Origin of the sequence: Crinalium epipsammum PCC 9333 (genome assembly GCF_000317495.1) — a bacterium.
GTDB classification, from domain to species: domain Bacteria; phylum Cyanobacteriota; class Cyanobacteriia; order Cyanobacteriales; family PCC-9333; genus Crinalium; species Crinalium epipsammum.
In genome coordinates this window covers 4498834-4511357 of sequence record NC_019753.1, presented here as the reverse complement: position 1 = coordinate 4511357, position 12524 = coordinate 4498834, and the positions used below count along the sequence as shown (strand labels likewise).

General features: G+C 39.8%; 11 protein-coding genes. 3 read left to right on the top strand and 8 right to left on the bottom strand.

What is annotated here, in order from left to right; all coding sequences use genetic code 11:
• Nucleotides 1-116: 116 nt before the first annotated feature.
• The gene (locus CRI9333_RS19530) at nt 117-1655 is read right to left on the bottom strand and encodes a protein kinase domain-containing protein (RefSeq protein WP_015204893.1); all 1539 of its coding nucleotides are present in this window, start codon (nt 1653-1655) and stop codon (nt 117-119) included.
• Between the two features lie 269 nt (nt 1656-1924).
• On the opposite strand from CRI9333_RS19530, the gene CRI9333_RS19525 reads away from it, so the two are divergent.
• Nucleotides 1925-2245, top strand: coding sequence for a hypothetical protein (locus CRI9333_RS19525; protein WP_015204892.1), 321 nt, complete (start codon nt 1925-1927; stop codon nt 2243-2245).
• 1 nt (nt 2246) lies between these two features.
• Here CRI9333_RS19525 and CRI9333_RS19520 read toward each other — a convergent pair whose 3' ends face one another.
• The 7 genes from CRI9333_RS19520 to CRI9333_RS19490 all read right to left on the bottom strand — a co-directional run bounded on the left by CRI9333_RS19520 (nt 2247) and on the right by CRI9333_RS19490 (nt 10365).
• On the bottom strand, nt 2247-3998 hold the full coding sequence (locus CRI9333_RS19520; protein WP_015204891.1) for a serine/threonine-protein kinase: 1752 nt from the start codon (nt 3996-3998) through the stop codon (nt 2247-2249).
• Nucleotides 3999-4154: 156 nt separating this feature from the next.
• Nucleotides 4155-4694 (bottom strand): GIY-YIG nuclease family protein, encoded by a 540-nt coding sequence (locus CRI9333_RS19515; RefSeq protein ID WP_015204890.1) that lies wholly within the window; start codon nt 4692-4694, stop codon nt 4155-4157.
• A gap of 20 nt (nt 4695-4714) precedes the next feature.
• A complete protein-coding gene (locus CRI9333_RS19510) occupies nt 4715-5041 on the bottom strand; it encodes a hypothetical protein (protein ID WP_015204889.1) in 327 nt (108 codons plus the stop codon).
• 270 nt (nt 5042-5311) lie between these two features.
• Entirely contained in the window at nt 5312-7087 is a 1776-nt protein-coding gene (locus tag CRI9333_RS19505) for an iron uptake porin (protein ID WP_015204888.1), read from the bottom strand.
• A 320-nt stretch (nt 7088-7407) separates the two neighbouring features.
• Nucleotides 7408-8070, bottom strand: a complete 663-nt coding sequence (gene phoU / locus CRI9333_RS19500) for a phosphate signaling complex protein PhoU (RefSeq protein ID WP_015204887.1) — start codon at nt 8068-8070, stop codon at nt 7408-7410.
• A 132-nt stretch (nt 8071-8202) separates the two neighbouring features.
• Entirely contained in the window at nt 8203-9543 is a 1341-nt protein-coding gene (locus CRI9333_RS19495) for a sensor histidine kinase (protein ID WP_015204886.1), read from the bottom strand.
• A 69-nt stretch (nt 9544-9612) separates the two neighbouring features.
• Nucleotides 9613-10365 carry a winged helix-turn-helix domain-containing protein gene (locus CRI9333_RS19490; protein WP_015204885.1) on the bottom strand — a complete coding sequence of 251 codons (753 nt, stop codon included), beginning with the start codon at nt 10363-10365 and terminating at the stop codon, nt 9613-9615.
• Between the two features lie 282 nt (nt 10366-10647).
• Here CRI9333_RS19490 and CRI9333_RS19485 point away from each other — a divergent pair, with 282 nt between their 5' ends.
• Nucleotides 10648-11394, top strand: coding sequence for a creatininase family protein (locus CRI9333_RS19485; RefSeq protein WP_015204884.1), 747 nt, complete (start codon nt 10648-10650; stop codon nt 11392-11394).
• 34 nt (nt 11395-11428) lie between these two features.
• Nucleotides 11429-12361, top strand: coding sequence for a branched-chain amino acid ABC transporter permease (locus tag CRI9333_RS19480; protein ID WP_015204883.1), 933 nt, complete (start codon nt 11429-11431; stop codon nt 12359-12361).
• Nucleotides 12362-12524: the final 163 nt, after the last annotated feature.

Below are 12524 nucleotides of genomic sequence, written 5' to 3'. Positions count from 1 at the left end.
TAGATTTCCCTAAAAAAATCAGAAAATTATTATAAGTATAAAAAAGATATAAAACTTATATTACGGTGAAACAGTTTAAAAAATGTAAGTATTATTACGGAGAAGCTTGGGATACACTATTTAAACCACGTTAACTTATTGTCTTTTTGATACTTTAAGATGTATGCTGCATTCCATTTTTCTACATCTGAAAGTAAGTTGTTAGTAAATTCGTCCGGTGAATATATAGGTCGATACCACGATTGTTTATTAAAGTGGCTTTGTAATGCTGAATTACGAAATGTTCTACCATGACGTGCATAAATAGAATTTCTCATAATATCTAATTCAACAGCAGTTCTACCAGTTAAATCAGCCTCTGTAACTCTTCTAGATGTGAGCCATGCGTATTCGTCTGTCTGGTCTTGTTGTGCTGGTATATTGAAATTGCTAGAAGTAGGAGTATTGATATCTTGAGGTGATTCAACTACAGTAGGTGAAGTATTACTACTGGGAATATTATTAATTGGTGTTGGGGAAGATTGAGGAGAAGGTGGATTTGTTGTTGAAATATTACTACTGGGAATATTATTAATCGGTGTTGGGGAAGATTGAGGAGAAGGTGAATTTGTTTTTGTAACTACTTCGGGCGATGGTTTGAATATATAAGCAATAACTAAGGATGCAACAATCAAACTGAGAGAAATCATACTGCCAAAAATTAGAGCATTAAAACGATTTCCTGAGTTAGTCGGTGCTGTTTGTATTGGTAAGGTTGCAGGCGGTGGCAAAGTAGGATTTGGATATATTGGTGCTGGTTGATAAATATTTATCGTGGGGGGAATGGATGGGAGGGAGGATTGTAATGCCTCAAGCATATCTTTAGCTGTAGGATAGCGATCGCGCGGATGCGACTGAATTGCCTTATCTAACACAGCAGCAAAACTAGGGCTGACATTTAATGTAGAATCGTGCCAGATAATTTCGCCAGTTTGAATATCAGTTTCTAATTGTTGTGGTAACTTGCCAGTTAAAAGATAAATTGCTGTTAATCCTAAACTATATAAATCACTCGCATAGAGAGGTCTACCTGCTGTCTGTTCACTAGGCATAAATCCAGGTGTACCAATTACAATCGAACTGGTAGTATTACCTGGCGAATTTACTACTGTTGCCATCGTTTCTTTAACAGCACCGAAATCAATTAATATTGGTTTTTGATCTTGACGGCGAAAAATAATGTTATCGGGCTTGATATCTCTATGTACGATCCGATGAGAGTGAATATAATCTAATACTGGTAATAAACTGATTAAAATATCTCGTACATCATTTTCAGGTAATACCCCTTGCTGTTGTACTTTTTGGGATAGAGTTTCGCCTTCTATCCACTGTTGAATTAAGTAAAAATGCCCATCCGCTTCAAAATAGGCATACAAATGAGGTATTTGGGTATTAACGTCACCCAATTGTTCTAAAATAGCGGCTTCTCGTTGAAAACGTTCTTTGACTATCTGATAAACTTGTGGATTGTTGGAAATAGGTTTTAGGCGTTTTATTACACACCGTCGTTGAGACGGCATTTGGGTGTCTTCTGCTAGAAAAGTATCGCCAAACCCGCCTGTAGCTAATGCTTTAATCAAGAGATAGCGGTTGTTTAATAGCTGCTGCGTCATTTGCTGATCCTTATATTGATGAATGTCAGTCAGCTTTCCAGATACCAATAATTTATAGGAGAGTTGACTTTTATGGATATCACTTCTCTAACTGAGCCATTTTAGCAACTGTCCACTGCCAGGTTACGAGGAAAGCTGCACTCATCAGCTTCTCAGGGAATTTAGGTGTGGCTTGAATCAAAAGTGGTTACTTTTCGTCATTACAGTATAACTATTGCTAGTTCACTAGAAGTGGGGCTAGAGACATGGGGACATTTTAGGACATTATTATGAATCAATCAGAATTCTATAATAGAGCGATCGCCTTATACCTAGACTCCCTAGATGAACATCACGGCTTATTGCTGCAATACTGCCAATTATCTATCGGGCTGGTAATCGTCAAATCATTAAATAAAGATTATAAAGTAGAAAATTGCTTAAATATCAAGTATGATTCTGCTTTTATTGGTAATGATTTATCAGCTTTAACAATTCAATATTTTGAAGAAAAAGCTCTTGCTCTGGGAATTAAAAAAGTTGTCTGGGAATCTTTAGAAGTAGATAGCATTTTAGATTGGTGCAGAAAACCAGAAAATTTAGCTAGATAATTTAGCACTTTCGTGAACTAGATACATTAAAGTTATGTAAATCAGCTTCCCAAATACTAATATAAATAAAACCACAATCTTGTTGTACTATCTGACCTTTTAATGAGCCTTGAGTAAAAGTAAACGAATTGTTTCTACCTTGTTGAACTCGTAACAAGCCCTGTTTAATTTCTGGGGTTGCTCCACCTTCTAATAATCCATCTAAAGTATTTAACATTAGTTGCGGATCTACTGAATTGGAAAAGGATACTTCTGTTTGGCGAATATTTTCTGTATTGCGATCGTATAAATAACCCAGATCAATTTGATTAGGTTTTAATTTATAGACGACAGCGCGAGTATTTCCCCAAACTCCTCTAGCATTTATACGTGGTTTCCCTAGTGTTTCTTGTACATTACTTATAGGTGTACCTGTAGGAAATGCTGGAACTTGATCAGATCTATTTTGGTTTTGACTATTATCAGATTTAATTACTGGTGAAGGCGATCGCTCTACTATTGGTGAGGGCGATGCTATAATAACTGGCGGTTGCTCCGTTGCCTGTGGTTGTGAAAGAATTGAAGGTTTAGGCGATTTAGATGGTAATGGAGACGAAGATTCTGAAATAACTGGTGGTATTTCTTTCTGTGAATTAGAAGAATCAGACTCGTTTGTTTCCTCTGTATTTCTATTCGTTGGTTGTGATGGCGGGGATGATGCTACTTGAGGCGTTGGATCAGTATTTTTATTAAAAATTCGGTTGAAAGCGATCGCACTACCAACAAAGCCGCAGATAATTAAAATTGCTAGTACCCAAGGTTTGAGCCAGCGTGATTCATTCGATGTGATTATATTGGGCTGACTAGGAGTAACGACAGGAGTATTTTGTGGGGATGGTTGATATTGTCTGCCAACAGGTGATACTGCTACTGTTGCCTGTGTTCCAAGCGGATTAGAAACTGGGGAATTAACACTCTTCTGCAAAGCATTGAGCATTTCTTTTGCAGTCGAGAAGCGATCGCGCGGATGTGGTTGAATAGTCTTATCCAAAACACTAGCTAAACTAGGACTTACACCTGGGGCGCTACCATGCCACATAATCATCCCAGTACCGGGATCTGTTGGCAAATCTTGTGGCATTTTACCCGTAAGTAAATAGATAGCAGTTACTCCTAAACTATAAAGATCAGTAGCATAAACTGGTTGTCCAGCAGCCTGCTCGCTAGGCATAAAACCTGGTGTACCAATTACCATTGTTTGGTTAGTGCTACCCATTGCTTCTTTCACCGCACCAAAATCAATTAATACGGGTTGGCGATCGCGATCGCGCACAATAATATTATCTGGTTTAATATCTCGGTGAACCATCTGTTTACTATGCACATACTCCAAAACAGATAGAAGACTCACCAGAATATCTCTGACAGTTTTTTCAGGTAATGCCCCTTGACGCTCAATAATTTTTGTCAACGTATCGCCATCAACCCATTCTTGAACCAAATAGAATTGACCAGCTTCAGAAAAATAAGCATATAGCTGAGGTATTTGCTTACTTACCTCCCCTAACGCCTCTAAAACAGCAGCTTCGCGCTGAAATCTTGCTTGCACTTGCTGGTACATTTGGGGGTTATTCGTCACTGGCTTAAGTTGTTTAATCACACAGCGACGCGCAGAAGGCATATGGGTATCTTCTGCTAGAAAAGTGTTGCCAAACCCACCACTTCCCAAATCTTGAATAGTGCGATAGCGATTGTTTAGTAGTGTTAGCGCCATAAAACAATTAACAATTAACAATTAACAATTAACAATTATCAGTTCTGCTCTCCCGTATTTGTAGTAATAAATAAATCTTCTTGTAGGGACGGGTTGACCTTAATCTTACTATCCTACAAAAATCTCTCTTAAACCTGCCCTTACCAAAGGCAGATTTTATTTCAAATCTAGTAAGCCGCTTTCTTTTAACTTAGGATTAAACCTAATTTCTGTTTGCACTCCACGAGTTTTGATCTCTGACAAAATTGTTTCTTCAACTCTTCGGGCTACTTTTTTTAATAATTTTATTTGCCCTACTTCATCCTGTTTGGCAAAATTTTCCTGCTCCTCCTCCGTCATTGCCGACTTAGTATCAATAGGATCATTCCACTCCGCTTGAGCCGTTTTATTTCCCACAGGAATATAGCCATTTTCTTCAATCCAGCTATTCTGGATACTTTCTAAAATAGTGCGGTTGGGACGTTCAATAGTTTGATATTTTAGCCAATAACATTTTTTCGGCTGGCGAACTAAATGTTGCTTAAGACTAAGATAAACATCACGAGAATAAGCAACTAATTGTAACACCTTGTCGTTATCAAAAATTGCATATACTCCAATTTTTCCCTGTAGACTTTCCGGCAAATTACCAGTTTCATCAATATAGGGAATATATTCCAGACTAGCGATAGATGGTATTTCAGTTGAATTAGTCATTGATTAAATCCTACAAGCTTTTATCCAATTTTTCGATAAATCGCACAAAGGCGGCTAGGCTTGAAGATTTTTGATTGAAACATAAAATTAGGTGGCACGTTGATAATTATGTAATCCGGTGAGTTATGGTAAACTTCATATTCAGCAGGCATTCCTTTAGGTGTAGCTTCACTATAAGGAACAGGCTGGAATATTAGTTCCGTAAATTCAACTGCCTGAGATTGCAAGTTATCAGTTAGTTGCTTGAGAAAGCTTTCGCCCTTGAGTAAATTAAACAAAGTTTCTTTGGCATCCTGTTCCAGCGTAAAGCTGGTATCAAAATTATTAATTATTTTAAGTTGAGCCATTGGCTTAATTAGTTGTTATTGATTAAAAACTATCTTAAGCATACTAACTGAGATCTTGCACCGTTTTCAATACAAAACTTACGCAGAGATCCCCCTAAATCCCCCTTAAAAAGGGGGACTTTGAATGTCCCCCCCTTAATAAGGGGGGCTAGGGGGGATCTAGCTTTCAGGCGTAGCTTTAGTCTTGTCAGTTATCAACGAATGCAGAGCATCCTCTTGTTTGTTCCCAGGCTATAGCTTGGGAACGAGAGATTACTAGCCAAACTTAGCTTAGAACCTAAATGTAGTACGGAGAGTACCTACATAAAGAGTGTCGTTGTTGTCGTTGTGTTGTGGATTGAGAATGGCAAACACACCAGGTGTGATTTCAACATTGTCAGTCAGGCGATAACGATAGAAACCTTCTACGTGATAGGAGGTACCCCTGTTATCCTGACGAGTGGTAACCTCATTTTGGGTAACTTTGGGTGGCATACCGAACACAAAGCCTAATACGTTGCCTTGTTTACCAAAGTCAGGTAAAGCTAAGGTGACGGCGTAGTTCCAAATATCAGCAGAAGAACCAAGGCGGGCAATTCCAGTATCACCTGCGGCTTCAGCTTGGGTATAACCTGCCCAGCCCGAAACTACGAATCGAGGGCTTAACCTGAAGCTGGCTTCTACACCATATTGATTAGTTGTAGTAGGAGTATTCGCCCCAAAAGGTTGATTAGCAAAGGCGCTGCCAGTTCCAGATGAAACACCAATAGCTCCAATAGCACCAAGACCGCTTGGATTAGGATTAGGGGGTGGATTACTAAAAGATCGCACGTATGTCAAACCTAAACCTACCGCATTACTAGGGCGGAAAGCCAATTGAGCTAAGGCTGCATAAGAACCATTAAAAAGGCTAAGACCAGGTTGCGTAGGAGTATCAGTTTCAGGTCTATTGGCAATATTTCTGGGAACTGCGTAGCCTAAAGATAGCCCTACTTGTTTGCTTAATTTATAGTCAAGAACTGCACTTGCACCTTCAGCGCTTGTCCGATAAATTGGGTTGAAGCGCCCAAAGCGGGAAATAGAGCCACTAGCAGCACTTTCTAATAAGGGATTGAATGTATAAATAATGTCGTTGTACTCGGTTCCGGTAGCACTCAAGAAAATGTTGGCGTTAGGCGTTACGGGGAAGCGATATTCTAGACGATGAATCTCAATATCGTTCTGATTATCTCCATCAAACCCTAAGCGTGTCATGTTGGTACCTGTTAAAGCACCACTGAACGGTACGGTGTTTCTGGCTTGTAGACGGGTTCTCAAACGGTCTTTACCCGTGAAACTGGTATCAAGATTGAGACGAACACGATTTGAGAGGATAGGTTCTACATTGTCAGCAGTCTGACCATTAGTAGTAGGACCACTCTTACCAAATACTTCACTAGCTGCAATGACTACTTCACCAACTAGCTTAGTTGTGGTAGAAAACTGACGTTGTTCGATAAAGGCTGTACGACCTTCTAGGTTGTTTACCCGTGTACCTAAAGTTGTCAGTTCTGTCCGAAATTCCTCAGTTAATCGTCGTAGTGTTTGTAAGTCGCTGTCAGAAACACCACCCCCCCCAGGTGTTGGTGTTCTGCCAATCAAAGCTTCTATTTGTCTAAGACAAGCATTCAAACCAGCCGCAAATTCATAACGTGATAGCGCCCGATTGCCGCGATATGTGCCATCAGGATATCCTTGCAAACATCCATAAGTTTGCACAACTCGTGATAAAGCTTCATAAGCCCAGTCAGAAGGTTGGACATCTCGAAATTGAGAAACATTAGTGACTTGGCTCATGCCATCTTCACCACTAATTTCGCTGTTGTAGCGCTGCAATTGTTCAATATTATTGGTGTCAGCAGGTACTTCTGAGCTAACTGGGGAAGTTTGGGCGATGGTGGTTTCTTCCGTTGGAACAGTCGCCGTTTGTTCCGTAACGCTCTCGGCTGCTAGGCTGTTACTAGCAATTAATAATGATGCTGCAATGGCTGGAGCTACTTTGAAAGTGTTCCAAAAAATTCTGGACATGGTTTTTTCCTCACACCTAACTGGACTTAGCTTTGATGGGCTTTCCAGACAATTTTTCTCACTAAGGTATTATCTCACAAAAGTTTACATTCTGTGTAGTGCAGATCACATATTCCTACATCTTTAGCTAGATGAAATTACTAATCTATTAAGAGAGTACGGTTGAGCGATCGCACTTAATTAAATCGGACAGTGACTACTGGCTGAAAAATTCAGTGGTTAATTCCAGGCTTAGGCTGTAAGTTAAGCGTTAATCCTAAATGAATATTAATGGCGTAAATTTAAAATTTAGCTAACATTGGTTAATCAACAGGTTAAATTTAAGAAAAATTACCTGTGACGATGTATTTTACTCGTTGACCAATATTCGTAGCATGATCCGCCATTCTTTCTAAATGACGAATCGTTAAACACAATAATAAAATCGGCTCTACAACACCTTTAATATCTTTTTGATAAGCCAACGTTTGATAAATTTTTTCGTAGGCATCGTCTACAACATCATCTAGCTGCTTCACTCGATGCCCTGCTACTGCATCCATATCTGCCAAAGCTGCTAAACTTGCTGATAGCATGGCTTGAGCCTGATGAGACATTAACTCTATCTCACTTAAGCAGGGATGAGGCGAGTAAGGAAATAGTTTTATAGCAATCTCGCCTAAGTTTTTAGCGTAATCACCGATGCGCTCTAGATCTCGTACCATTTGGATAAAAGCGTTTAACATCCGTAAATCTTGGGCAACAGGTGCTTCAAGTGTCATCAAAGCAGCACAATCTAGCTCAATTTGGTGATAGAAGCGATCAACTTGCTTATCTAATATGGGAATTTTTTTAGCCGCAGCTAAGTTGCTGGCAAATAAAGCTTGATGACTCAGACGAAAGGAGTTTTCCACCAAAGCTCCCATCCGCAGAACATCCTGTTCTATACGCTTGGTTTTGCGATTGAACTGGGTTCTTTCTTGGTTAACGTTTTGAATATACACCCCTAATTCTTGTAAAAAAACGACGCTATTATCTAGGGTGACTTAAATTTTTAATTTGTGTGGTGTGGACTAACACCATTTCCGAATTTCTTTGATGTTAAGTAAATTTGTAATTTGCTCTGTTAGATAAATTTAAGTTAGCGGTAGTTCTATTTGTAGCCACGCACCGCCTGTTTGGGGATCGTTTTTGGCTCTTATAGAACCATCGTGAGCTAGGATGATTTGTTTAACTATAGCAAGCCCCAATCCACTACCCGTACTTACTGGCGCTGAGTTGGAACTACCTGTATCTAGCTGCTGGCGATGTCTTGAGGGTTCACCTCGATAAAGTCGATCAAACACATAAGGTAAATCTGCTTCGGCGAAGCCGTTGCCTGAATCAATAATATTAACTTGAATTATTTCGGCTGTATCCCCATTAGGGATGAGATTAATTTCACAGCGAATAGTTCCTGCTATGGGGCTGTATTTAATACTGTTGTCAAATAAATTTAAAAAAACTTGAGTCAGTCGAGCAGAATCAGCATAAAATACAATTTCTTTTGGTTGGATTTTTAACAAGCTAAGTTGTTTTTGTGTCGTAAGTGGCTCTAGTTTCTGCCAAACTGAGTCAATTAATTCTCCTAGATCAACGGGTGTGAGGTGGAGATATTTACTGGGGTTTTGCTCTAAATGAGTTAGTTCGAGGAAGTCTTGGACTAAACTAATCAAACGATTAATTTCTGGGAGCATTTGCTCCACCCAGCGACTAAAGGGAGGTTGTAGACGACCCTGTAAATTTTCTGTGACTAAACGGATAGAGGTTAAAGGTGTTCTGAGTTCGTGAGCAAGATCTGAAACCCAGCGATCGCGTGATTGAGAAAGTTCTACTATTGGTTGTTGGTTTTCTATAAAAACTCCCACTTGTCCGTGTGGTAAAGGCAAGCTGTATGCTTTTAAGGCGATCGCTGCATTGCTAGTTTGGGAAAATATTTGTGGTTCAGGTGATAGGTGCGATCGCACTTGGTTAAATTGTGCAGCTTCCTTATAAGCTGGGTGGAACAGCCATTCCAGTTCGCACTTTTGCTGTCGTTGGCGTGTTTCTTCAATTAGTTGATCTAATTCAAAAGATCGCACTACTTCTAGCAATAACCTAGCTTGGGCAGACTCCCATTTATAAATCTGCAATAGTTGTCTTGCCTGATGATTGCACCAAATCAATTGGTTGTCTTCATCAATGTGCAGATAACCAATTGGTGCTAGTTCGAGCAACTGTCGCCAACTTTGTAGCAATATTTCTTGCTGTTGACGTTGCTGCTTAACTAAGCTAATGCCCATGCGTAAGCGAGAAGCGATCGGCAATGAAGTACCCTCAGCACCTCCTGTTTCCAACAAATCCAGCATTTGCTGCATTTGCCGATGCCATACAGTTTGTCGCCAAAACCACAGCCCAATTCCTATTGCCAGCCCTAGCAAAAATGCAATGACGGTCATTTTGTCTTATTCCTTAATTTACCTACCTTTTTAAAGGTGGTAAAGAATATTTGCAATGACCAACTATCATTAACCAAAGCGGTAGCCAAATCCACGAACGGTGATGAGATATTCCGGCTGACTAGGATCTCGCTCTAATTTTTCTCGCAACCAGCGAATATGCACATCTACAGTTTTAGTATCTCCAACAAAATCTCCTCCCCACACTTGGTCGATCAACTGCTCCCGTGACCAAACCCGACGGGGATAACTCATAAATAATTCTAACAGTCGAAACTCTTTGGGCGAAAGATTGACTTCTTCCGAGCGGATTAACACTCGGCACTCTTGGGGATAAACAACTATATCCTTATATTGCAGTACAGGAGTTGGAGTTGAAAAGCTGAAGCGATGCCGTCGTAATAATGCACGGCAACGGGCAATCAATTCCCGCATACTGAATGGTTTAGTAATGTAGTCATCAGCACCTACTTCAAGACCTAAAACTCGGTCTGTTTCACTAGCCTTAGCACTGACAATCAAAATTGGCACAGGGTTTCCTTGATGTCTCAGCAATCGACATAAATCTAGCCCGTTAACTTGAGGCAGCATTAAATCTAAGATAATTAGATCGAAGGGAAATTCAATGTTTGTGGTTTCAGGATTTTGGAGAAATGTTAATGCTGTCCGCCCGTCGATGGCAGTGACGACTTCATAACCTTCTTCTTGCAAGGAGACAACTAGCATCTCCCGAATTAAGTCTTCGTCTTCTACCAACAGAATTCGGCTTGTCTGCCCTAGTTTTGTGCTGGAGGGACTTTTCGGCATATCTAGAGTAAGCATGATAAAACTCTATTTCAGAAGCTCTAACCAAAGGTATACACTAAAATCAGCCACTAGAATCTTATATAAAAAATTATCATTAGGGAGCAGAGAGGAGGGAGGGGGGAGGAGAGAGGAGAGAATTTTCCATCTTTTTTTGTAAGTCAAAACTCATGGTTGTAACAGTGCATAAGTCAAATTTTAGATAATTAACCACAGATGTACACAGATAAACACAGATGGAATAACTGATTTTTGCAAAAAATTAATTTTTGAAAACTGGTAACTAATAATTGTAAAAAAATGCTGTTGCACTTAAGTACTTGGTCTGAAGTAGAAGTTTATTTAAAGCAATCTCAAGGGATAATTTTACCAATTGGTTCAACTGAGCAACATGGACCAACTGGTTTGATTGGAACTGATGCAATTTGTGCAGAAGCGATCGCGCGTGGTGTGGGTGATGCTGTAAATGCTATGGTTGCCCCTACTATTAATGTTGGTATGGCACTACACCATACTGGTTTCCCTGGGACAATTAGTTTACGTCCCAGTACTATGATTTTAGTGATCAAAGATTATATTAGTTGCTTAGTAAAAGCGGGATTTACTAAGTTTTTATTTATTAATGGTCATGGTGGCAATATTGCCACACTCAAAGCAGCTTTTGCAGAAACTTACGCTCATTTAGCAGATTTAAACATTCCTAATGCTGATTTGGTACAGTGCCAAATTGGTAACTGGTTTATGTGCAGTTCTGTTTACAAATTGGCAAAAGAATTGTATGGCCATGAGGAAGGATCTCATGCGACTCCCAGCGAGGTGGCATTAACGCAGTATATTTATCCTGAAGCAATAAAACAAGCAGCTTTATCAGCAGAAGTGGGTTCTGGACACAAAATTTATGGTGCTGCTGACTTCCGCAAGCGTTATCCCGACGGGCGGATGGGTTCTAATCCTGCCTTAGCAACCCCTGAGCATGGTAAGCAGTTTTATGATCTAGCAGTTAAGGAATTAAGTAATGGTTACTTAGAATTTTTGAACACTGACTGATAATTTGTAATTGATAATTGTTAATTGATAACCAATGGATTTTTTTAATACTTACGGCTTTTTGATTGTCTCAATGTTGCTTGGTGCGTTATTGGGACTTTCTTTGTATTTACCTCTGATGGCGGGACAACTATCATTAGCTAGTCCTGGCTTTTATGCACTAGGCGGTTATATTGCAGCGATTCTTGCTACAAAGGTATTTCCTTCAACTGATGCTTTATTTCCAATTCCTTTATTGTTATTGGAGATGCTGATTGCGGGTGTAGTAAGTGGTTTACTAGGTGTAATTGTAGGAATTCCAGCACTAAGGTTACGGGGAATTTATTTAGCGATCGCAACTATTGCTTTTGTCGAAATTCTGCGCGTTTTCTCTTTGAACTTAGATATTACTGGAGGCGCTGTGGGGATATTTGGTATTCCCCAACCTTTTCAAACACCTATCGAGTATTTGTGGATTGCAGTGCCTTTGCTCTTTATGAGTATGTTAATTCTCTACCGTCTAGAGCGCATTCGCGTAGGACGCGCGTTTATTGCTATTCGCGAAGATGAATTAGCTGCTGGTGCGATGGGCATTAACCCAACTTACTATAAAGTATTAGCATTTACGCTGGGAGCTATCTTAGCGGGTGTTGTTGGGGCTGTTAGCGCCCATTTTCTCAATACTTGGAATGCGCGTCAGGGAACTTTTGATGCCAGTATTATCTACTTAACATCGGTGTTAATTGGTGGCAGCAGAACCTTTTTGGGACCAGTTTTAGGGGGTATGGTATTTACAGCGTTGCCTGAAGTGCTAAGAGCGATCGCAGATACAGGGGGTTTACCTAATTGGTTGGCGGGATTTTTGCGCGACGGGCGGTTAATTATTTTTGGGTTACTAATTGTGATCGGAACAATATTTTTCCCTCAAGGTTTAATAACGCCAGATTTATTTAAAAAACGCCATAAATCCAAAAATCCCAGTATTTGAATTGCCTTCCTGATGGAGTTCTGACGAATTGATCAATATGTAGTTAAAGATCAGCCTTGATAGCTATGCTAAAGTTTTAATTTCAGCACTAGCTTATTAAACTGCTCGAATCTTGAGCCGCAGTGTCTAATTTTTAAAATTGCGTGATGAATAAACAGATTGG

Excerpts from the sequence above, each read along its gene's own strand:
- CRI9333_RS19480 (WP_015204883.1), top strand. The coding sequence starts at position 11,429 with ATGGATTTTTTTAATACTTACGGCTTTTTGATTGTCTCAATGTTGCTT.
- CRI9333_RS19510 (WP_015204889.1), bottom strand. The coding sequence starts at position 5,041 with ATGGCTCAACTTAAAATAATTAATAATTTTGATACCAGCTTTACGCTG.
- CRI9333_RS19495 (WP_015204886.1), bottom strand. The coding sequence starts at position 9,543 with ATGACCGTCATTGCATTTTTGCTAGGGCTGGCAATAGGAATTGGGCTG.
- CRI9333_RS19515 (WP_015204890.1), bottom strand. The coding sequence starts at position 4,694 with ATGACTAATTCAACTGAAATACCATCTATCGCTAGTCTGGAATATATT.
- CRI9333_RS19485 (WP_015204884.1), top strand. The coding sequence starts at position 10,648 with ATGCTGTTGCACTTAAGTACTTGGTCTGAAGTAGAAGTTTATTTAAAG.
- CRI9333_RS19490 (WP_015204885.1), bottom strand. The coding sequence starts at position 10,365 with ATGCTTACTCTAGATATGCCGAAAAGTCCCTCCAGCACAAAACTAGGG.
- CRI9333_RS19530 (WP_015204893.1), bottom strand. The coding sequence starts at position 1,655 with ATGACGCAGCAGCTATTAAACAACCGCTATCTCTTGATTAAAGCATTA.
- CRI9333_RS19505 (WP_015204888.1), bottom strand. The coding sequence starts at position 7,087 with ATGTCCAGAATTTTTTGGAACACTTTCAAAGTAGCTCCAGCCATTGCA.
- CRI9333_RS19525 (WP_015204892.1), top strand. The coding sequence starts at position 1,925 with ATGAATCAATCAGAATTCTATAATAGAGCGATCGCCTTATACCTAGAC.
- CRI9333_RS19520 (WP_015204891.1), bottom strand. The coding sequence starts at position 3,998 with ATGGCGCTAACACTACTAAACAATCGCTATCGCACTATTCAAGATTTG.